Source organism: Streptomyces sp. NPDC102360 (assembly GCF_044766085.1).
Taxonomy (GTDB): Bacteria; Actinomycetota; Actinomycetes; order Streptomycetales; family Streptomycetaceae; genus Streptomyces.
Genome location: NZ_JBIWLG010000011.1, coordinates 78,384 through 98,352 on the forward strand (window position 1 = coordinate 78,384; position 19,969 = coordinate 98,352).

Below are 19,969 nucleotides of genomic sequence, written 5' to 3' on the forward strand. Positions count from 1 at the left end.
ACCCCCCGCGGGTCCCCCCCGCCGGCCGGCCAAGGCCCCCGGAGCCTGCACGGGGATACCTACCGGGGGGGATGGGGGGGGGGGGCCGCGGGCCCGCCCCCCCGGGGGGCCCCGCGTCCGCGTGTTCACAGAGCCTCTCGCATCCGCGTGTTCACAAGCCGTGCCGCGTCCGCGTGTTCACAGGGCGTGCCGCACCCACACGTTCGGCTCGACGTACACGGCGTAGCCGTGCTCGGGCTCGCAGCGCACCGGCACCAGCGCGGCGGGCACCTCGACCGGGCCCTCCTTGTCGAAGGGCAGCCCGGTCCAGCTCCGCCACTCCTCCAGCGACCCGGCCACGACCATCGAGGCGGGCGCGACCTTCTCGATGACGCCGCCCGCCCGCACATGCACCCGCAGCCACGGATCGTGCGGCAGACCGTCCGACTCCCGCACCCGGAACGCGTACGCGCCGATGGGCACCTCGGGTTCGAGGTGCTTGGCGCTCGGCCGCACGGGCGCGACGACCTCGCCGAACCCACGGGCACGCGCGTTCTCCCGTATCGCCGCGAGCATCCGCCCCGACAGGCCGCGCCCCTGGAGCCCCGGCGTGATGGCGATCTCGATGGCGCTCACGGTGTCGGGCGCGACCCCGGCCGCCCGGTCGGCGAACGCCCACTGCAACACCTGGTCCCAGCCGCCGTCCGGCAGCACCCCACGCCCTTCGGCGTGCAGCACGAACGGCACGCTGTACGCCTTGGCGACCACTACCCCCTCGGCGTCCGTCGCCACGAACGCGTACTCGGGCAGCTCCTGCCAGATGCGCCGCAGGAAGACCCCGGCACACAGGTCGTGCCCGATGAACACGGGCCAGGTGTCCGCCATCGTCCACATGGGCAGCGCGAGTTCGGGACGCTCAGCGAGAGTGGTGATCGTCAGATCCGTGCCGGAGCCGGAGTCTGGACCGGAGCCGGAGTCTGGGCCGGAGCCCGGGTCGGGATTCATGCGCACATCGTGCAGCGGGCGGGGCGGCACCGCAGCCGGTTTTCCGCCCCGGCCGGTCAGGCGTAGACCCAGCGGTTGGAACCTGAGCTGAAGGTGCACTTCACGATGCGGCCGTTGGCGGCGTGCGTGGTGCGGCCGACGTCGGCGTTGCGGCAGAACTGGCCGGCGTTGTAGCAGTTGCCCGCGTTCGACACGATCTCGCAGGTGGGCGCGGCCGGCTTCGGGGCGGCGGTCGTCCGCGTGGGCGCCGGTGCCTGGGTCCTGGTCAGCTTCGGGGCGGGGGCCTGCGTCTTCGTCCGGGTCGGCGTGGGGGTCGCCTTGGGGACCTCGGGAGTCGGCGAGTGCGTCGCACGGGTCGGACTCGGGGTCGGCGTCGGCGACTGCGTGGAGGGGGTCGGCGTTGCGGAGACGGACTTCGTGGGCCGCGCGTCGGCGGCGTCGTCCGTGCCGGAACCGGGCCCGCAGGCGCCGACGGCCAGGGACAGGGCGAGGGCCCAGGCAGCGGCGAAGCCCGCAGTGCGTCTGCGTATCGACGACGACTGGTCAGATCTGTTGAACATGTAAACCCCGTGTGGAGAAAACGTGAAGAGCTGTGGTTGTCGCGCACAGTAATCCACGAGGCGCCGGACGGGGAGCCTGTTCGGTTATTTGGTGCCAGGTGAAGCAAGTGAGGCGGGGCGGGCAGAGGCCCGCCCCCACTTGCTTGTCGGTCGGCCGAGGCCTACGCCCCCAGGATCGACGTCAGGAACTCTCCGACCCACGCGAGCAGTTCCCGGCCGACGACGGGCTTGCCGCCCATCTTCTTCGGCTTCGGGCGCGGGACGAGGAGCTGCCCCGTGGCCGACTTGATGACCGTTCCGGGGTAGAGCCGCTTGAGGCGCAGCTCCTGGGACTCTCGCAACTCCACCGACGCGAAGCGGATGTTGTTGCCCTGGAGCACGATCTCGCCGACTCCGCAGGCCCGCGCCAGCATCCGCAGGCCGGCCACCAGAAGGAGGTTCTCGACCGGTTCCGGCAGCTTGCCGTAGCGGTCGACGAGTTCCTCGCGGACGTGCTTGACGTCCTCCTCCGTGTTCGCCGAAGCGATCGCCCGGTACGCCTGGAGCCTGAGCCGCTCCCCCGGCGCGTAGTCGTGCGGGACGTGCGCGTCGACCGGGAGCTCGATCTTGACCTCCAGCGGCGGCTCCTCCTCCACGCCGCCTTCGAGCGAGGCGCGGTAGTCCGCGACGGCCTCGCCCACCATGCGTACGTACAGGTCGAAGCCGACGCCCGCGATGTGCCCGGACTGTTCGCCGCCGAGGAGGTTTCCGGCTCCGCGGATCTCCAGGTCCTTCATCGCGACGTACATGCCCGCGCCCATCTCCGTGTGCTGGGCGATCGTCGCGAGACGCTCGTGCGCGGTCTCCGTCAGGGGCTTCTCGGGCGGGTAGAGGAAGTAGGCGTAACCGCGCTCGCGGCCACGACCGACGCGGCCGCGCAGCTGGTGCAGCTGGGAGAGGCCGAAGTTGTCGCCGCGCTCGACGATCAGGGTGTTGGCGTTGGAGATGTCGATGCCGGACTCGACGATCGTGGTCGAGACGAGCACGTCGAACTTCTTCTCCCAGAAGTCCACCACGACCTGCTCCAGGGCCTGTTCGGACATCTGGCCGTGCGCCGTCGCGATCCGCGCCTCCGGCACGATCGCGCGCAGCCTGGCCGCCGCCCGGTCGATGGACTCGACCCGGTTGTGGATGTAGAAGACCTGGCCCTCGCGCAGCAGTTCACGGCGGATCGCCGCGCCGATCTGCTTCTCCTCGTACGGGCCGACGAAGGTCAGGACCGGGTGGCGCTCCTCCGGCGGCGTCGTGATCGTCGACATCTCGCGGATGCCGGTGACCGCCATTTCGAGCGTACGGGGGATGGGCGTCGCCGACATCGTCAGCACGTCGACGTTGGCCCGCAGCTTCTTCAGCTGCTCCTTGTGCTCGACGCCGAAGCGCTGCTCCTCGTCGACGATGACCAGGCCCAGGTCCTTGAACTTGGTCTCGGAGGAGAACAGGCGGTGCGTGCCGATGACGATGTCGACCGCACCGTCCCGCAGCCCTTCGAGCGTCGCCTTCGAGTCCGTCTCCGTCTGGAAGCGGCTGAGCGCCTTGACGCTGACGGGGAACTGGCCGTACCGCTCGGTGAACGTGCCGAAGTGCTGCTGCACGAGGAGCGTCGTGGGGACGAGGACCGCGACCTGCTTGCCGTCCTGGACCGCCTTGAACGCGGCGCGCACCGCGATCTCCGTCTTGCCGTAGCCGACGTCACCGCAGATCAGGCGGTCCATCGGGACCGTCTTCTCCATGTCCTCCTTGACCTCGGCGATCGTGGTCAGCTGGTCGGGCGTCTCCACGTACGGGAACGCGTCCTCCAGCTCCCGCTGCCAGGGGGTGTCCGTGCCGAATGCGTGTCCTGGCGCCGCCATGCGCGCGCTGTACAGCTTGATCAGGTCGGCCGCGATCTCCTTGACGGCCTTCTTGGCCTTCGCCTTCGTCTTCGTCCAGTCGGCGCCGCCGAGCCGGTGCATGGTCGGCGACTCGCCGCCCACGTACTTGGTGATCTGCTCCAGCTGGTCGGTCGGGATGTAGAGGCGGTCGCCGGGCTGGCCGCGCTTGGCGGGCGCGTACTCGACGACGAGGTACTCGCGGGTCGCGCCCTGCACGGTGCGCTGCACCATCTCGATGTAGCGGCCCACGCCGTGCTGCTCGTGCACGATGTAGTCGCCGGATTCGAGGGTGAGCGGGTCGATGGTCTTGCGGCGCCGCGCGGGCATGCGGGCGCCTTCCTTGCCGGCGGCCCGCTGCCCGGTGAGGTCGGTCTCGGTGAGGACGGCCAGCTTCAACGCCTGGTCCACGAAGCCGAATTCGAGGCTGCCGCAGGACACCTGGACGACGGACGGGGCGAGCTCGCCGAGGTCCTTCTCCAGGCGGGCCGCGATGCCCTCGCCGCCGAGCACCTCGACGGTACGGGCCGCGGGGCCGTGGCCCTCCGTGACGTAGACCGCGCGCCAGCCGTCGGCGAGCCAGCCCTTGGTGTCGGCGAGCGCGCGGGCGGTGTCGCCGCGGTACGTCTCCGGGGCGTGCATGCCGAGCTTGAGGGTGTCCGCTTCGAGGTCGCCCTCCGCGTCCGCCGCGAACGGGGACACCGACCACCACATCATCCCGAGCTCGCGCGCCCGATCCCGGACGTCCGCGATGGCCCACAGGGACGCGGCGCCCACGTCGATGGGGGCCTTGCCGCCGGTGGCCGAGGCCGCCCACGACGCCTGGAGGAACTCCTGCGACGTCGCCACCAGGTCAGCGGCCCGGGTCCGCACCCGCTCGGGGTCGCAGACCATGGCCATCGACCCGGCCGGCAGCACGTCGAGCAGCAGCTCCATGTCGTCGACGAGGACGGGGGCGAGAGACTCCATGCCCTCGACGGCGATCCCCTCGGCGATCTTGCCGAGCAGTTCGCCCAGCTCGGGGTGTTGTTCGGCGAGGTCGGCTGCGCGGGCGCGGACGTCGTCGGTGAGCAGCAGCTCGCGGCAGGGCGGGGCCCACAGGCCGTGCTCGGCGATTTCGAGGGAACGCTGGTCGGCGACCTTGAAGTACCGGATCTCCTCGATGTCGTCGCCCCAGAACTCGACGCGCAGCGGGTGCTCCTCCGTCGGCGGGAAGACGTCGAGGATGCCGCCGCGCACGGCGAACTCGCCGCGCTTCTCGACGAGTTCGACCCTGGCGTACGCCGCCGCGGCCAGCGCCTGGACGGTCTCCTCCAGGTCGGCGCTCTGCCCGGTGCGCAGGGCCACGGGCTCCAGGTCGCCGAGGCCCTTGACCTGCGGCTGCAGCACGGAGCGGATGGGCGCGACGACGACGGAGACCGGGCCGGTCTCGGGGTCGTCGGAGCGGGGGTGCGCGAGGCGGCGCAGCACGGCGAGGCGCCGGCCGACGGTGTCCGACCTCGGGCTGAGCCGCTCGTGGGGCAGCGTCTCCCACGACGGGTACTCGACGACGCCGCTCTCCGGCAGCAGCGAGCGCAGCGAGGCGGCCAGGTCCTCGGCCTCGCGCCCGGTGGCGGTGACCGCCAGGACGGGGCGCTTCGCCTCGCGGGCGAGTGCGGCGATCGCGAAGGGGCGGGAGGCGGGTGGGCCCACCAGGTCGACGTGCATCCGGTTGCCGTCCCCCGCGGCCTTCACCGCTTCAACGAGGGCCGCGTCCTTGATGACGGCGTCGAGCAGTCCGTGCAGGCTCATGGAGAAGATCCGTCCGGGGTGAGTGGGCAACGCGAAGGGCCCGACACGTGGTACGGGCCGGGGGTTCCCAGCGTACGTCTTCCTCCGGGGGCTCACCCGTTTGATCTGTTGCGGTCACCCGGGGGTGCGGTCGCGGGGCGCTGCCCCGGGCCCCGCTGCTCAATCGCCGCAGGGGCTGAAATTGCGGTGCGGTTGCGGGGCGCTGCCCCGGGCCCCGCTGCTCAAGCGCCGCAGGGGCTTGATAGGCCCAGCCGCCGCAGGGGCTGATTTGCGATTTGCCCCTGCGGCAGGCGCGGAGCGGGGGCTATTCCGTGGCTATTGCGTTCAGGACGTTCATGCGGCCTGCGCGGAACGCGGGGATCAGGGCTGCGAAGAGGCCCACGAAGGCCGAGGCAATGAAGACCGCGATGATCGTCGGCCAGGGGATCTCCAGGACGCCGAGGCCCTCCAGGGCCAGGAGCTTCTGGGCGGTCGCGCCCCAGCCCATGCCGAGCCCGAGGCCGAGGAGCGCGCCGAAGACGGCGATGACCACCGACTCCAGGCGGATCATGCGGCGCAGCTGACGGCGCGAGAGGCCGATGGCCCGCATCAGGCCGATCTCGCGGGTCCGCTCGACCACCGAGAGAGCCAGCGTGTTCACGACGCCGAGCACCGCCACGATGATCGCGAGCGCGAGCAGCCCGTAGATCATGTTCAGGAGCTGGCCTATCTGGTCCTTCAGGGTCTGCTTGTAGTCGGTCTGGTCCTTGACCTTGACGGTCGGGTCGGATGCGACGGACTTCTTCAGCGCCTTGTATGCGGCGGCGGCCTTGGCGCTGTCGTCGTCGCCGGCGGCCTTGGCGAACATCATGCCGTTCAACGGCAGCCGGTCGGCGGGCACGTACTGGGCGGCTGTCGCCACGTTCGTGTACATCGCGCCCTTGTCGAACACGGCGTCCTTGTCGGAGGTGATCGCCGCGACCCTGAGCCTGGCGGTCCGACCGTGGTCGAAGGCGACCGTCATCGTGTCGCCGACCTTGATGTGGTGGCTCTGCGCGAAGTCCGAGCCGACCGACATCGCATGCTTGCCGTACGCCGCCGAGAGCTGCCCGGCGGTCATGTCGCGCCGCAGGTCCTGCGCGTACGACGGGCTCGCCGCGGAGATTTCCTCCTTCTTCTTCACGCCGGAGGGAGTGGTCAGGGTCGCCTTGACGAACTTGACCTCGGTGACGTGGGAGACGGTCCCGCCCTGCTTGACCTTCTTCAGGGCCGCGGCCGCCTGCGGTGTGATGCCGCCGTTGCTCGGTTCGACGATGAAGTCCGCGCCGACCGATTTGTCGAGCTGGTCGGTGGCCGAGGCCACCATCGAGGAGCCGACGACGGAGAGGCAGGCGACGAGCGCGAGGCCGATCATCAGGGCCGCGCCGGTGGCGCCGGTGCGGCGCGGGTTGCGCAGCGCGTTGCGCTCGGCCATGCGGCCCACCGAGCCGAACATCCGCAGCAGCACGGCGCTGATGACGCGGACCACGATGCCGGCGAGCAGCGGGCCGATGACGACGAACCCGATGAGCGAGGCGACGATCCCGGCGCCGAGATACAGCGAGCCCTCACTGGCCTTGTCGGCCTGCGTGGCGAGGTAGAGCGCGTAGCCGCCGCCCGCCGTGAGGACCGCTCCGATGACGCCGCGTACGACGCCCGCCTTGACGTCGGCCGGGGTGCCCGCGTCGCGGAGCGCGGCCATCGGGGAGACCTTGCCGGCGCGGCGGGCCGGCAGATACGCGGCGAGGACGGTGACGACGACGCCGAGCAGCAGGCCGATCGCCGGGGTCGTCCACTTCACGGTGAGGTCGCCGGTGGACAGCTCCATGCCCACGGACGACATGAGCTTCATCAGGCCGACGGCCAGGCCGACGCCCGCGCCGACGCCGAGCACCGAGCCGACGACGCCGAGCAGCAGCGCCTCGACGAGCACCGACCGGTTGACCTGCTTGCGCGAGGAGCCGATGGCGCGCATCAGGCCGATCTCGCGGGTGCGCTGGGCGACCAGCATCGAGAACGTGTTGATGATCAGGAAGATGCCGACGAGGAAGGCGATGCCGGCGAAGCCGAGCAGGGCGTACTTGATGACGTCCATGAAGGAGCCGACGTCCGAGGCGTTGGCGTCCGCGGACTCCTGCTGGGTCTGGATCTTGTACGTGCCGCCGGCGTCGAGGGCCGCGGCGACGTCCTTCTTGAGCTGCGCGTCGCTGACGCCGCCGGCCGCGGCGACGTTGATCTGCGTGAACCGGCCGGTCTTGCCTAGGAGTTCGCGCTGGGCGGTCGCGGTGTCGAAGTAGACGACGGCCGCGCCGGGGTTGGTCACCTTGAAGGAGGCGACGCCGGTGATCTTCGCCTTGAAGCCGCCGGTGGCGGCGATGGTGCGCAGCTCGTCGCCCATCTTCAGGTGGTGCTTCTTCGCCGTGTCGGAGTCGACCATCACCTCGGTGGGGCCGCGCGGGGCGTGCCCGGAGGTGATCTCCATGGACCGCAGGTCGTTGTGCGTCCAGTTGCCCGCGATGGTCGGCGCGCCGGTGGTGGACCCCATGTTCTTGTTGTCGGCGTTCACCACGGTCACGTTCATCGAACTGACCGCTCCCTCGGCCGACTTGACGCCCTCGGCCTTGCGGACGGTGGCGAGCGCGGACGCGGGCAGCGCCTCGGGCCGGCCGGTGTCGTTGCCCTCGGTCTCGGAGTCCTTGGGGCTGACGGTGACGTCGGACGCGGTGGCACTGAAGAGCTTGTCGAAGGTCTTGTCCATCGTGTCGGTGAACACGAGGGTGCCCGTGACGAAGGCGACGGAGAGCAGCACGGCGACCGCCGAGAGGGCCATCCGGCCCTTGTGCGCGAAGAAGTTGCGCAGCGAGGTCTTCATGACGGTGTTGGCACTCATGACGTCCGTCCCTGGGTGTCACCGTCGACGGTGGTTGCGGCCGCGGGGCTCCGCCCCGGACCCCGCGCCTCAAACGCCGGCGGGGCTGGAATTGCCGCAAGCGCCGGCGGGGCTGGAATGTGCGTCACGACGTCCTCCCCCGCGCGTCGAAGTCCTTCATCCGGTCCAGGACCGCTTCCGCGGTCGGGCGCGCCATCTCGTCGACGATGCGGCCGTCGGCCAGGTACAGGACGCGGTCCGCGTACGAGGCGGCCACCGGGTCGTGCGTGACCATCACGATCGTCTGTCCCAGCTCGTCGACGGAGCGGCGCAGGAAGCCGAGGACCTCGGCGCCCGCGCGCGAGTCGAGGTTTCCGGTCGGCTCGTCACCGAAGATGATCGACGGCCGGGAGGCCAACGCCCGTGCCACGGCCACCCGTTGCTGCTGTCCGCCGGAGAGCTCGGTCGGCCGGTGCTTCAGGCGCTCGGCGAGCCCCACGGTCTCGACGACCTGGCGCAGCCACGCGGCGTCCGGCTTACGGCCCGCTATGTCCATCGGGAGCGTGATGTTCTCGATCGCGTTCAGCGTCGGCAGCAGGTTGAACGCCTGGAAGATGAAGCCGATGCGGTCCCGGCGCAGCTTGGTGAGCTTCTTGTCCTTGAGGCCGGTGATCTCGGTCTCGTCGAGGAAGATCTGCCCGGACGTGACCGTGTCCAGGCCCGCCAGGCAGTGCATCAGCGTCGACTTGCCGGAGCCCGAAGGACCCATGATCGCGGTGAATCGACCGCGGGCGATGTCCACGTCGACGTGGTCGAGCGCGACGACTCGGGTCTCCCCCGTCCCGTACGCCTTCACGAGCTGTCGCGCTCGCGCGGCGACGGCCGAACGCTGTCCAGTGTCCCTGTACCCGGGAATGGCTGCAGCCGTAGTCACGGTAAGTCTCCTAAGTCGGTCACGCGTCGGATGCGTGGGATCGATGCCTTGTGCGGCCAAGTCTGGTGGAGCGGGGTACCTCAGCGCGTTGCGGAAAAGCCCCGTCTTTTCCGGGGGTAAACCCCACCCTCCGAACGCTACGAAGGTCCCCGCGCCCGCTCGTCCTCCAACGGGACGAACCGACCCTGCCCCCTTCTACGGAGGTCCCCCTAGGGGAGGTCCACCCCTCGGTGGACCTCTGCTCGGGGTCGCCTCCACCCGCAGCCGGCCCGATCCGTCAGAAGGGCCCTAGCGCAGACGCGTGAGCGGGAAAAGTCATCCGTGGCACAAGTCCCCCACCAGCAACACTCACCTCACGTACAAGAAAAGTCGTCCGGCCCGCACTGATCGTTCAGCCAAACGCTCCCCAACTCGTCTACCTACGAGTAACGTTCCGGCTCCCCACGCACTCCCTGCGGCCCGCCCAGTCCCCGGCGGACCCGAGCCACGCAAGGAGAACAGGGATGTCGTACCAGCCGCACCCTTCGCAGCCCTATCCGTTCCAGCCGCACGCCCACCCCCACGCACACCCCCGCTCGCACCGCCTCCCCCGCCATCCCGACACCCCCAGCAGCGAACTGCGCCTGCTGCGCACCGCCTATCGCTGGCAGCGCCGCGTCGCCACCCTCACGGCCCTCGGTTACTTCACGCTGTTCCTGCTGCTGTCCGCGTTCGCACCGGGCCTCATGAACCGCTCGGCCACCGGCGGCCTCTCCACCGGGCTGCTCATCGGCCTGTGCCAACTCCCGGTCACCTGCCTGGCGTTGCTCCTGTACGAGTACTCGGCACGGCGCCGCGTGGACCCGCTCGTCCACCGGATCCGCCGGCAGCGCCGTACGGGCGGGAGCTACGCGCGATGACCACGGGCCCAGCCGTCGCCGCCGCGTCGACCGACGCCATGTCCCTGGTCGCGTTCACGGCGGTGGCGACGATCACGCTCCTGCTCTGCGTCATGACCGGCCCCGACCGCGACGGCCTCGAGGAGTTCTACACGGGCTTCGGCCGCCTCGGCCCGATCCGCAACGGCCTGGCCATCGCGGGCGACTACATCTCCGCGGCCACCGTCCTCGGCACCGGCGGCATCATCGCGCTGCTCGGCTACGACGGCGTGGTGCTCGCCCTGAGCACCGCCCTCTCCCTGATGCTGCTGATGTTCCTGCTGGCCGAACCGCTGCGCAACGCAGGCCGGTTCACCATGGGGGACACGCTGGCGCGGCGGATGCCGGGCCGCTCCGCGCGCATGGCGGCCTGCACGGCCACGATCGCGGCCCTGATGCCGATGATGCTGGTCCAACTGGCGGGAGCGGGCGACCTGTTGGCGTTTCTCCTCGGCTTCACCAGCGAGAGCTTCAAGACCGCCTGCGTGATCGCACTGGGCGCGCTCATGATCAGCTACGCGGCGATCGGCGGCATGAAGGGCACCGCCGTCATCCAGATCTTCAAGATCGTGATGCTGCTCGGCTCGGGCGCGGTGATCGCCGTGCTCGTCCTGCGCCGCTTCGACTGGGATCCCGGCACCCTGCTCGCGGCCGCCGCGCGCGGCAGCGGAGCAGGCAACGCCTATCTGACCTCGGGCCTCCAGTTCGCACACAGCCCCGCCCCCCGCCTCGACATGATCACTTCGGAGCTGACCGTGGTCGTCGGCGGGGCCGCGCTGCCGCACGTCACGATGCGCATGTACACGGCGCGGCACGCGCGCGAGGTGCGCCGCTCGATGACCTGGGCGGTTTCGGCGGTCGGCCTCTTCGTCCTGGTCATCTCCGTGGTCGCCTTCGGCGCGACGGCGATGCTGGGCGCCTCGGCGATCACCCAGGCGGACCGGCAGGGCAACACGGCGTACCTGCTCGGGGCGCGGGCGGTCTTCGGCGCGACGACGAGCACGGGCGAGTCCCTGATGTTCACCGCCGTCACCACGGCGCTGTTCCTGACGCTCCTCGCGTCGGTCGCGGGCATGATCCTGGCCTGTGCCAACTCCCTGGCGCACGACGTGATCGCGTACTCCAAGCGGGACTTGACGGACCGTAAGGAACTGTCACTCGCCCGGATGTCGGCCCTCGGGGTCGGCGCCTTCGCGATCGCCCTGGCCTGCGTGTTCCAGCACCGCAACCTGCAGCCGCTGGTCACCCTCTCGTTCTGCCTCGGCGCGTCCGCCCTCGCCCCGGCGCTCGTCTACAGCCTCTTCTGGCGCCGCTACACGCGCGCGGGCCTGCTGTGGACGCTGCTCGGCGGCACGGCCTCCTGCATCGTCCTGATGACCGGGACCAACCTGGTGTCGGGCTCGCCGACCTCGGCGTTCCCCGGCATGGACTTCAACTGGTTCCCGTTCACGACGACGGGCGTCGTGTCCATCCCGCTCGGCTTCCTGTTCGGCTGGCTCGGCACGGTCCTCACGGACCGGCGCAGGGCCGACGCGCAGCGGCAGCAGTACGAGGCCGTGGAGGCGTGGATCCTGGCGGGCTCGCCGACGGCGCCGGGCGAGAGCACGCGACGCTGACGAGAGCCCGGGGCGCTACTTGCCGAGCCGCTCCGCCAGCTCGGAGCGCCGCGCGAGCACGCCGTCCTTCAGCTCCTCCATCTCCCGCAGCGCGTCCCGGCGTTCACGCTTGGCGAGGCGGTCGATGTAGAGGCGGCCGTACAGGTGGTCCGTCTCGTGCTGGAGGCAGCGCGCGAAGTAGCCGCGCCCTTCGACGGCGATCGGGCTGCCGGCCTTGTCGTAGCCGCGCACGACGGCGTGGTCGGCGCGCGCCACGGACTTGTAGGGGCCCGGTACGGAGAGGCAGCCCTCCATCCCGTCGATGAGCCTGCGCTCCGCCGGCGGTTGCTCGTCGAGCACGGGGTTGCAGATGTGGCCGGTGTGCCGGACGCCCCAGTCGTCCTCCATGTCGTAGACGAACAGCTGGAGGTCGACGTCGATCTGGTTGGCGGCGATGGCTGCGCCGTGCGCCACGTGGTTCGTCGCGAACATGTCGTCGATCAGGTGGTCGAGCTCCGGCGTGCCGAAGAGGGTGTCGGTGACCGGGGCGCAGCGGTGGCGCAGTACGTCCTCGCCCACGATCGTGATGCGTCGGACCGCACCGCGCTCCACCTCCGGTGGCAACTGTGCCTCACCCATGCCAACCCCTTGTATCCGCTCACCACTTGACGAGCGCCCACCTTAACGGTGCACTCGTCCGCCCCTACGCCGCGGGGCTCCGCCCCGGACCCCGCTGCTCAATCGCCGCAGGGGCTATAAATAGCCCCGCCGGCGTTTGAGGCGCGGGGTCCGGGGCGGAGCCCCGTGGCCGGGGGGACGGTCGAGTGTCACTCCGTCTCGGCCGGTGACTTTCCCGTGAGGGTGGCGAGGGAGGCGCGGACGTGTTCCATGTGGGCGCGCATCTCCTCGCGCTCCTCCTCGTGCCCGTCGAGGATCGACTCCGTCTCCCGCTCGATCCGCTCCGCACGCGCGCGTGCGGACGCGACCAGCTCCGCCGCCGCGGCCTCCGCGTCCTCCTGGCCGTGCCGCGCCTCCTCCTCGGTCTCACCGAGCGTCCGCTTCGCCTCCGACAGCCGCTCCTCGGCCTCGGCGACGGCGCCCACCTCCCACGCCTCGGACGCGGCCACCTGCTCGGCCGCCTCCCGGTCCGCCTCCTCGATCCGCTCGGCGTGCTCCTTCGCCTGGGCGGCGAGGTCCGCGTCCGTGCGCTCACGCATCTCGCGCAGCGCCGCGAGGGCCTCGCCCCGCGTCTCCTTCACGTCGCGCCGGGCGGACACCCGGATGTCGTCGGCCTCGGCCTGCGCGGCCGCGACGCGCCGCTGCGCGTACTCCTCCGCCTTGCCGCGCACCTCGTCGGAGTGCGCCTGCGCGTCGTCACGCGCCTCGTCGGCCACCGCCCGCGCGGCCTCGGCCTCGGCCTGCGCGTCGGCCAGCGCGGCGCCGCGCACGGCGGTGTCCTCCTCCTCGGCCAGCTCGAGGAGGTACTGGGCCCGCTTGCCGAGCGACTCGTACGTCTGCGGCGCGAGGTTCGCGACGGCCTCGCGCAGCCGCTCGGCCTCCTCCTCCATCTCCTTGACGAGGACGGTCAGGCGCGCGGCCCGCTCCCAGGCCTCGTCCCGCTCCCCGGAGAGCGTGGCGGCGGCGGCCTCCACCTGCTCGGGCCGGTACCCCCGGCCCCGTACGCCGACGAAGCCGTACTGCGACGACTCCGCTCCACCCGCACCGCTCATCTGGATCCCCTCTCCGGCAAGGCACCGACCGGCACCGGCAAGCCCGATCTACGACATTTTGCGCGATTGGCGCACATCTTGATGGAACAACCGGAGGCGGCCACATTCCGACACACGTGGCACTCAGGTCGACCCACTGGGTCCAGGATGCGTCAATTGCCGCCGAAAGTCGGAATCGCCTTGTCCTCGCGCAGTGCGGTGAAGAGCTGGTCGGCCTCGCTCTCGTTCCACATCACCACGTCACCGGCCCCCGCGACACTGGGCTCACTGCCCACAGGAACGGTCGTCGTCGAGGCCGGATCGGACATCTTCACACCCATGTTCGCCAGCGCGGCGACCCCCGTGCCCTCGTCGACGACCAGCGCGTCGAGCGAGGCGCTCATGAACGGGATCAGATTCCACGGCGGCACCAGCACCCCCGGACTGAGCGCCTTGGCGGCGATCGCGTCCACCAGCTGCTGCTGCCGCTTGACCCGGCCCAGGTCGCCGGTCGGATCGGAGTAGCGGGCGCGCGCGAACTGCAGGGCCTGCGTGCCGTTCATCGTCTGGCAGCCCGCGTCGAAGTCGGCGCCCGACTTCTCGTCGTGGAGGCCGCCGTCGGCCACGCAGATCTCGACCCCGCCGAGCGCGTCGACGACGTCGACCAGGCCCAGGAAGCTGACCTCCGCGTAGTGGTCCATGCGCAGCCCCGTCGACTGCTCCACGGTCTGCGTGAGCAGCTTCGCGCCGCCCACCGAGTACGCGTAGTTGATCTTGTTCTTGCCGTATCCCGGAATCGAGACGTACGAGTCGCGCGGGATCGAGACGAGATACGGGCCGTTGTCCCCGTAGTGCAGCACCATGATCGTGTCGGTGCGATCGCCCTCGTCGTTGCCGACGTGCAGGTCCTTGCGCTGTTCGGGCGTCAGGTTCTCCCGCGAGTCCGAACCGACGAGCAGCCAGTTCGTGCCCGCCCCCGCGGCCGGGCGGCCGTCGTAATCGCTGAACGCGTCGGTGGTCTGCAGCCGCGAACCCGCCCAGAAATACAGGCCGACGCCGTACGCGGCGAGCACCACGAGGACGACGAGCAGGGTCAGCCCGACCCGCTTCGGCCAGCGCCGCCGCGGCCGCGTCGCCCGCACCGTCGTCGGATCACTCCACTCACCTGCCATGTGCGCATGATCGGGGCGCCCGACCCGTCGCGCAGGTCGAGCGCCCCTTCACCGCTGTACGCGGGGTGGCCTGTGGCCTGCCGCTCGGATCGGGCCTGCCGTTCGGATCGGGCCGGGCTCGCGGCGCCTGATCCGAACGGACCGCCCTACAGCAGGCCGTCCCACATCTGCTCGAGCAGCACCGACCACCACGTCTCGGGCGAGCCGAGCGCCGCGGAGTCGATCGCGCTGAGCTCCGCCTGGAAGTCGACAGTCCAGCGGCCCGCCTGCTCCTGGTTGAGCCCGAAGCGCAGCCGCCACATCCGGCCGAGCAGAGCGATGGAGCGGGCGAACTCCGGCAGCCCGCTGTTCACGAACTGCGGCGGGGCCGGAGTCCCGGCCGTGTTCTCGTCGCCCGCCTCCACCGGAACGGCCACGATGTTCGCCGTCCCGTACTGCACGCACAGCGCCTTGCCGAAGTCGCTGCCCATCACGAGGTACGAGCCCGCGTCCGACGCCGCCCGCACGCCACGCTCCTGCGCCAGCTCGGCGAGCGTCGGCACGGGGCGGCCCGGCTGGGCCTGCGCCCAGAAGAACGGCCCGAAGTCCGACGGCAGACCCGCGACGACGAGCGTGTGCGCCACGGTGTCCGGAACGCCCTGCCGCGACACGGCCCGCTGGTCGAACCGGAACACACCGGGGCCGAACGCCGCCGCCAGCTCCTGCGCGATCGCCTCCGGCGGGACCGGCGGGGTGGGTTGCGCGGGGTGCAGCGGGGCGCGCACCGGGGCCGGGCGCGCCGGGCCGTCGGCGACCTGGTGCAGCTCGCCCTGGTGCGCGAGGAGCTGCTGCATGCCCTGCTGGCGGCTCGCGTGATCGGTGCCGTACGGGGCGATCGACGTGATCCGTGCCTGCGGCCACTGCTCCTTGATCATGCGCGAGCAGTACGCGCCGGGCAGCGAGCAGGACTCCAGCTCCGTGTGGAGTTCGAGGACCTGGTCCGGCGGCACGTTCATGCCGCGCAGCTCGTGGAAGATCTGCCACTCCGGGTGCGGCGTCCCCGGCGCGGACCGCCGGATGAGCTGCTGCTCGGACCCGTCGGGCGCGCGGTACCGCAGCACGGCCTGATACCCCGGCCCCACGGTCGGCTGCCCCACCGGCTGGGCGGGCTGCTGAGCCTGCTGCGGCTGCGGATACCCGTACGCCGCCGGGGGCGGGGGCATGGGACCGGACGGCGTCGCGCCAGGGGGCGGCGGAGGCTGATGACCACCGGGGGCGCCGGGAGGCGGGGGCGGACCGGGGGGCGTCGCGCCGGGGCCGGAGAGCATCGTCGCGGCGTGGTGCACGCCCGCGCCCGGAGCACCGGGGGCGCCGGGGGGCGGGGGCGGGCCCTGGCCTGCGGGGCCGCCGGGGGGCGGGCCCGAGAGCATCGTCGCCGCATGATGCGCACCCTCGCCCGGAGCACCGGGTGCGCCGGGATCGCCGGGGGTACCGGGAGGCGGAGGCGGCGTCGACGGGTCGGGGCCCTGCGAGCCGGGGCCGGAGAGCACGGTCGCCGCATGGTGCATGCCCTCGCCGGGAGCGCCGGGGGCGCCGGGGGGCGGAGGCGGGCCCTGGCCTGCGGGGCCGCCGGGAGGCGGGCCCGAGAGCATCGTCGCCGCATGATGCGCACCCTCGCCCGGAGCACCGGGTGCGCCGGGAGGCGGAGGCGGGCCGGGGGTCTCCGGCTGCCCGTCCGGGGCGTGCGAGGGCACCATCTGCGTCGGCACGTGGCCACCCGGCGGGGTGCCGGGCGGTCCCGGTGGCGGCGGAGTCTGGGCGCCGCCGCCCCGCGGGGGCTCCGCCTTGCTGGTCGCGGCGTTCGCGATGTCACCGGCACCGGGCGGGAGCGGCCGGCCGGCGGCGTCGCGGGCCCCAGGGCCGTCCTGCGGGTACCCGTACGAAGCCCCCGGAGGCGGCGGCCCGGGAACCGCGGTCCCCTGCGTGGGCGGCGGGAACGAGGCCCCGGGCGCCCCCTGCGGGAAGCCGTACGACGGCTCCGGTGCGGGCGGCGCGGCCGGCGGCTGGGAGCCCGCGGCCTGCGGGAAACCGTAGGAAGGCGAAGGGGCGGGCGACGGCTGGGACCCCGCTTCCGGCGCGGACTGCGGGAAACCGTAGGCAGGCGGGGCCGGCGGGGTCTGGGAGCCCGAGTCGGGTGCGGCCTGGGCGTACGAGACAGGGCCGTCCGATGGAGGCGGCGGAGGGGGCGGCGGGATCGCGCCCTGCGGATAGCCGTACGAAGGCGGGGCCGTCGGCGGCTGCGCGGTCGCCGCGGCAGGGGCACCCGACGGGTAGCCGTACGACGGCTCGGACACCGGGGGCTGAGCCGCGGCCGCTTCGGGGGCACCCTGCGGATAGCCGTACGACGACCGCTTCGGTTCCTTGGCCAGAGCCGGGGGCACGATGCGCGCCGTCTGCGCGTCCGGTGTGACACGGGGCGGCGGCGCGTCCTCGGCGAGCGGCGGCGAGAACACCGTGTCGGGCAGCGGAACCGAACGGTCCTCCTCGTCACCCACCCCGTTCGTGTCCGTACCGGCCCACGGCGTCGCGTCCGCCGGAAGCGGGGGCACGGCGTCCTGCGGCTCGGCGCGGGCCGACGCCGGGATCGCGTCCGCCGGCGTCCCGTCGGACCACGCCGAACCGGCCCGCGCCGGCGAACGCCCGTCCGCGTCCCCCTTCTTGTCCGCCGCCTCCTGCAACCACTCCGGAGGAGTCAGCAGGAACGACGTCTGGTTCAGGTCCACCCGCTCCGGCGCCCGCGGAGCGGCCGGCTCGGCCGGCGCGTCCGGCAGCCCGTACTCCTCCTCGTACCGCCGGATCACCTCGCCCACCGGCAGCGAGGGCCACAGCGAGGCGTCCCCGCTGTCCCGCGCGATCACGAGACGCTGCCGCCCGCCGTCGGACACCGGACCGGACTCCCGGTCCTCCGCCCACACGACGAAGCCCAGCTCGAACTCCCGCACCCGCACCTCACGGTGCGAGGCCGCGGGCACGTCTCCGTTGATCCATTCCTCGGCGCGCTCCTGCGCCTGCGCGAACGTCACCATCGCAAGCTCACTCCCCACCCGCGACCGGAACGGCGTGCGCGAAGCCGCCGTCCACCATCAGATTCGCCACCGTCTCCAACTCCGGCGGACTGCCCGCGAGTCGGGACAGGAAACCGTCGAAGTCCGCACCGCAGGGCAGCAGCAGCCGCTCCACACGGTCGCCCACCGGCAACGCCGCCGTCTCGCCGCTGTCCCGCGCGTCGTCGTACGCGCAGAACCACACGGAACCGGCCGCGTCGCCCCGCACCTTCACGGCGAGCAGCCCGCCCTGCACGAACGCGACACCCAGATAGTCCTTCGTCAGGTGATCGCGCAGACACTTGTTGACATATACGAGGTCGTTCACGGCCGCCTCGTCGCGCACCGTGAAGAACGGCTGGTCGACCAGCAGGCCCAACTCGGCGTCCAGGCCCGTCCCGACAGGCGCGCAACCGCCACCCGCCTTCAGGAACGAGCGGTACGCCCCCGGCAACCGGTACCCCAAGTCCTCCTCCGCGGCCAGCACTTGGCTCTCCGCGACCGCGACACCGGACTTCGGGAGACCGAAGTGCACGGGCCGCGTGTCCTGCAACGGCCGCGTGCCACGCTTGTGCTGGTCCACCGCCGCCGTCGCAAGACCACCGTGGTGCCGAAGGAGCGCCTTCACCTCGACCGGAACCAGTTCGAGGCGCCGCGAGCCGCGCGCGTGGTGCCACGTCCAGCCGTGCGGCGTCGCCACCGGCGGGATCATGTCCCACAGTTCGTGCCCGGACGCGGCGAGCGCCGCGTTCGCCGACACATAGTCCGTCAGCCGCAACTCGTCGACACCGAAGCCCTGCGGCGGCTCCGCGATCTCCGCCACGGCACGGGCATACGGGGCGAAATCCGGGAAACCGTCACCATCCACGCGAACCCCGCGCGGATGACGGGCGGCGCGGACCGGGTCCGGGAAGTGCACGACCTGCCCGGCATAAGCCGCGTTCGGCGGCGCGGCCTGCTGCCCGAGCCGACCTGTCGTCATGGCTGTTGCCCCCTGCGGCGCTGGTGACGGTTGCGGATCTGTCCCAAGACTGTCCCGGATCTGCTCCGGGCCGCCCCGACTCTCTTCCGGACCTGCTCCTGATCCGTACGAATCAAACGACAGCCTATGCGGTTGTGCGACACCGGTCACCGGGCCTCCGGTTCCATGACCAGCAGTCACCTCAGCATCACCACGACGTGACGATCGGGCGTGTCATCGGGGTCCGGCTTCCACACCGGCAGGCCCGTTTGGCAGTCTGTGCAGGCAACCAGGGGGATTGCAGTGGGGAACTGCAGGAGGGGAAACAACAGATGCGCAGCGGTACCGCAGAGGAAACTGCACCCGCGGACGAGCAGCCCGGCGACGACCCGCGCGTCGGCTGGAGCGCCACCGACGACGGCGCCGTCCCCACCCTTCGCGTGCGCCGGGACGGCATACTCCCCACCGTCGCCGCCGCCCTGTCGGTCCGCGGCAGCACCCTCACCGCGACCGCGGCCCGCGGCGAAAAGGCCCCGGCCCTGCACCCGTTGGTCCAGGACTTCCTGGATACGCTGACCAGCGCGCAGCGCGACCGCTTCACCGGGCGCTGCGCCGAGGCCATCCTCGTCTCCCGGCATCTCACGGCGAGCGACACCGAGCGCGCGGAGAAGTCGAAGCGGGCCCGCCGCAGGCCCATGACCGTCGGAGAGGCCCGCAAGGCCCTCAAGCAGTCCAAGCTAACCACCCGGCGCATCCGCGAGGACGGGGACCCGCTGCACGGCGGATTCGCCCGGCCCTGTCGCGCCTGCACCGCGCTGACGGCCCACTTCGGCGTCCACGTAGTCGCCCCCGACACCGATACCGACACCCCGCACGACGACAACGAGGCCGCCCACTGATGCCCCACCCCACCTCCCAGGACGCCCGCTTCTCCGACCTGGTCGACGCCACGTTGCGCGTCGCCGGGTGGCAGCCGGGGCGCTGGGACATCAAGCAGGCGGAATTCTGGGCGGACGCACTGCGCACACACGTGTCACCCGCCGGCCACCGCCACTCCGTCTTCCCGGCGGCGGTCGAGGCCTGGGCAGAATTCGGCGGCCTCCACCTCACGCCTACGGGCCCCGGCCGCCACATCGCCCCCGCCCAGCCGCATCTGGACCCCCTGCACGGCCTCCACGCGGCCCGCACCCTCGGCGACCTGGGCCGCGCCCTCGACACGGAACTCGCCCCGCTGGGCGCCGAGTCGGGCACGGAGGCGCTCCTCGCCATCGACACGGAGGGCCGCATCTACGCCCTCGACCACAGCGGCGACTGGTACCTGGGCCCCGACATAGACGCAGCCCTCTCCACCCTGATCACGGGCCTCCAGCCACCCCGGCTGTCCCCTCCGGGGTGACCGGAAAGCATCACCGCACCCCTCCGTTGCGGTGACCGGCAAGCTTGCCCCACCAGAACTGGGACCGGGGACC

Annotated in this window: 14 protein-coding genes; 4 read left to right on the forward strand and 10 right to left on the reverse strand. The window is 71.8% G+C overall.

Annotated elements, in window-relative coordinates; genetic code table 11:
* Nucleotides 1-177: 177 nt before the first annotated feature.
* From ACIRHA_RS33355 to ACIRHA_RS33375, 5 genes are all read right to left on the reverse strand, one after another.
* A complete protein-coding gene (locus ACIRHA_RS33355; protein WP_403853956.1) occupies nt 178-873 on the reverse strand; it encodes an N-acetyltransferase in 696 nt (231 codons plus the stop codon).
* Nucleotides 874-1,040: 167 nt separating this feature from the next.
* Nucleotides 1,041-1,544 carry a hypothetical protein gene (locus ACIRHA_RS33360; protein ID WP_403853620.1) on the reverse strand — a complete coding sequence of 168 codons (504 nt, stop codon included), beginning with the start codon at nt 1,542-1,544 and terminating at the stop codon, nt 1,041-1,043.
* 161 nt (nt 1,545-1,705) lie between these two features.
* Complete coding sequence (gene mfd, locus ACIRHA_RS33365) at nt 1,706-5,242, reverse strand: transcription-repair coupling factor (protein WP_403853622.1); 3,537 nt, start codon at nt 5,240-5,242, stop codon at nt 1,706-1,708.
* 304 nt (nt 5,243-5,546) lie between these two features.
* Complete coding sequence (locus tag ACIRHA_RS33370) at nt 5,547-8,150, reverse strand: ABC transporter permease (RefSeq protein WP_403853624.1); 2,604 nt, start codon at nt 8,148-8,150, stop codon at nt 5,547-5,549.
* A gap of 124 nt (nt 8,151-8,274) precedes the next feature.
* Nucleotides 8,275-9,063: an ABC transporter ATP-binding protein gene (locus ACIRHA_RS33375; protein ID WP_403853626.1), complete on the reverse strand. Its 789-nt coding sequence runs from the start codon at nt 9,061-9,063 to the stop codon at nt 8,275-8,277.
* A 503-nt stretch (nt 9,064-9,566) separates the two neighbouring features.
* Here ACIRHA_RS33375 and ACIRHA_RS33380 point away from each other — a divergent pair.
* On the forward strand, nt 9,567-9,962 hold the full coding sequence (locus ACIRHA_RS33380; RefSeq protein ID WP_403853628.1) for a DUF485 domain-containing protein: 396 nt from the start codon (nt 9,567-9,569) through the stop codon (nt 9,960-9,962).
* Nucleotides 9,959-11,596: a cation acetate symporter gene (locus ACIRHA_RS33385; RefSeq protein WP_403853630.1), complete on the forward strand. Its 1,638-nt coding sequence runs from the start codon at nt 9,959-9,961 to the stop codon at nt 11,594-11,596. Before ACIRHA_RS33380 ends, ACIRHA_RS33385 begins: the two co-directional genes overlap by 4 nt.
* A gap of 15 nt (nt 11,597-11,611) precedes the next feature.
* On the opposite strand, the gene def is transcribed toward ACIRHA_RS33385, so the two are convergent.
* The 5 genes from def to ACIRHA_RS33410 all read right to left on the reverse strand — a co-directional run bounded on the left by def (nt 11,612) and on the right by ACIRHA_RS33410 (nt 18,521).
* Nucleotides 11,612-12,214 carry a peptide deformylase gene (gene def / locus ACIRHA_RS33390; RefSeq protein ID WP_403853632.1) on the reverse strand — a complete coding sequence of 201 codons (603 nt, stop codon included), beginning with the start codon at nt 12,212-12,214 and terminating at the stop codon, nt 11,612-11,614.
* 188 nt (nt 12,215-12,402) lie between these two features.
* Nucleotides 12,403-13,305, reverse strand: coding sequence for a cellulose-binding protein (locus ACIRHA_RS33395; protein ID WP_403853634.1), 903 nt, complete (start codon nt 13,303-13,305; stop codon nt 12,403-12,405).
* 152 nt (nt 13,306-13,457) lie between these two features.
* Entirely contained in the window at nt 13,458-14,456 is a 999-nt protein-coding gene (locus ACIRHA_RS33400) for an LCP family protein (protein WP_403853636.1), read from the reverse strand.
* Between the two features lie 146 nt (nt 14,457-14,602).
* Nucleotides 14,603-17,521 carry an SUKH-4 family immunity protein gene (locus tag ACIRHA_RS33405; protein WP_403853638.1) on the reverse strand — a complete coding sequence of 973 codons (2,919 nt, stop codon included), beginning with the start codon at nt 17,519-17,521 and terminating at the stop codon, nt 14,603-14,605.
* 7 nt (nt 17,522-17,528) lie between these two features.
* A complete protein-coding gene (locus tag ACIRHA_RS33410) occupies nt 17,529-18,521 on the reverse strand; it encodes an SMI1/KNR4 family protein (RefSeq protein ID WP_403853640.1) in 993 nt (330 codons plus the stop codon).
* A gap of 311 nt (nt 18,522-18,832) precedes the next feature.
* Between ACIRHA_RS33410 and ACIRHA_RS33415 the strand changes: the two genes are divergently transcribed.
* Both ACIRHA_RS33415 and ACIRHA_RS33420 read left to right on the forward strand, forming a co-directional pair.
* Nucleotides 18,833-19,399, forward strand: a complete 567-nt coding sequence (locus tag ACIRHA_RS33415; RefSeq protein WP_403853642.1) for a YwqJ-related putative deaminase — start codon at nt 18,833-18,835, stop codon at nt 19,397-19,399.
* Complete coding sequence (locus ACIRHA_RS33420; RefSeq protein WP_403853644.1) at nt 19,399-19,896, forward strand: SUKH-3 domain-containing protein; 498 nt, start codon at nt 19,399-19,401, stop codon at nt 19,894-19,896. Before ACIRHA_RS33415 ends, ACIRHA_RS33420 begins: the two co-directional genes overlap by 1 nt.
* Nucleotides 19,897-19,969 lie beyond the last annotated feature (73 nt).

Coding starts and splice junctions, on each gene's coding strand:
- ACIRHA_RS33405 (WP_403853638.1), bottom strand. CDS start 17,521: ATGGTGACGTTCGCGCAGGCGCAGGAGCGCGCCGAGGAATGGATCAAC.
- ACIRHA_RS33355 (WP_403853956.1), bottom strand. CDS start 873: ATGTGGACGATGGCGGACACCTGGCCCGTGTTCATCGGGCACGACCTG.
- ACIRHA_RS33420 (WP_403853644.1), top strand. CDS start 19,399: ATGCCCCACCCCACCTCCCAGGACGCCCGCTTCTCCGACCTGGTCGAC.
- ACIRHA_RS33380 (WP_403853628.1), top strand. CDS start 9,567: ATGTCGTACCAGCCGCACCCTTCGCAGCCCTATCCGTTCCAGCCGCAC.
- def (WP_403853632.1), bottom strand. CDS start 12,214: ATGGGTGAGGCACAGTTGCCACCGGAGGTGGAGCGCGGTGCGGTCCGA.
- ACIRHA_RS33415 (WP_403853642.1), top strand. CDS start 18,833: ATGCGCAGCGGTACCGCAGAGGAAACTGCACCCGCGGACGAGCAGCCC.
- ACIRHA_RS33370 (WP_403853624.1), bottom strand. CDS start 8,150: ATGAGTGCCAACACCGTCATGAAGACCTCGCTGCGCAACTTCTTCGCG.
- ACIRHA_RS33360 (WP_403853620.1), bottom strand. CDS start 1,544: ATGTTCAACAGATCTGACCAGTCGTCGTCGATACGCAGACGCACTGCG.
- mfd (WP_403853622.1), bottom strand. CDS start 5,242: ATGAGCCTGCACGGACTGCTCGACGCCGTCATCAAGGACGCGGCCCTC.
- ACIRHA_RS33400 (WP_403853636.1), bottom strand. CDS start 14,456: ATGGCAGGTGAGTGGAGTGATCCGACGACGGTGCGGGCGACGCGGCCG.
- ACIRHA_RS33410 (WP_403853640.1), bottom strand. CDS start 18,521: ATGACGACAGGTCGGCTCGGGCAGCAGGCCGCGCCGCCGAACGCGGCT.
- ACIRHA_RS33385 (WP_403853630.1), top strand. CDS start 9,959: ATGACCACGGGCCCAGCCGTCGCCGCCGCGTCGACCGACGCCATGTCC.
- ACIRHA_RS33395 (WP_403853634.1), bottom strand. CDS start 13,305: ATGAGCGGTGCGGGTGGAGCGGAGTCGTCGCAGTACGGCTTCGTCGGC.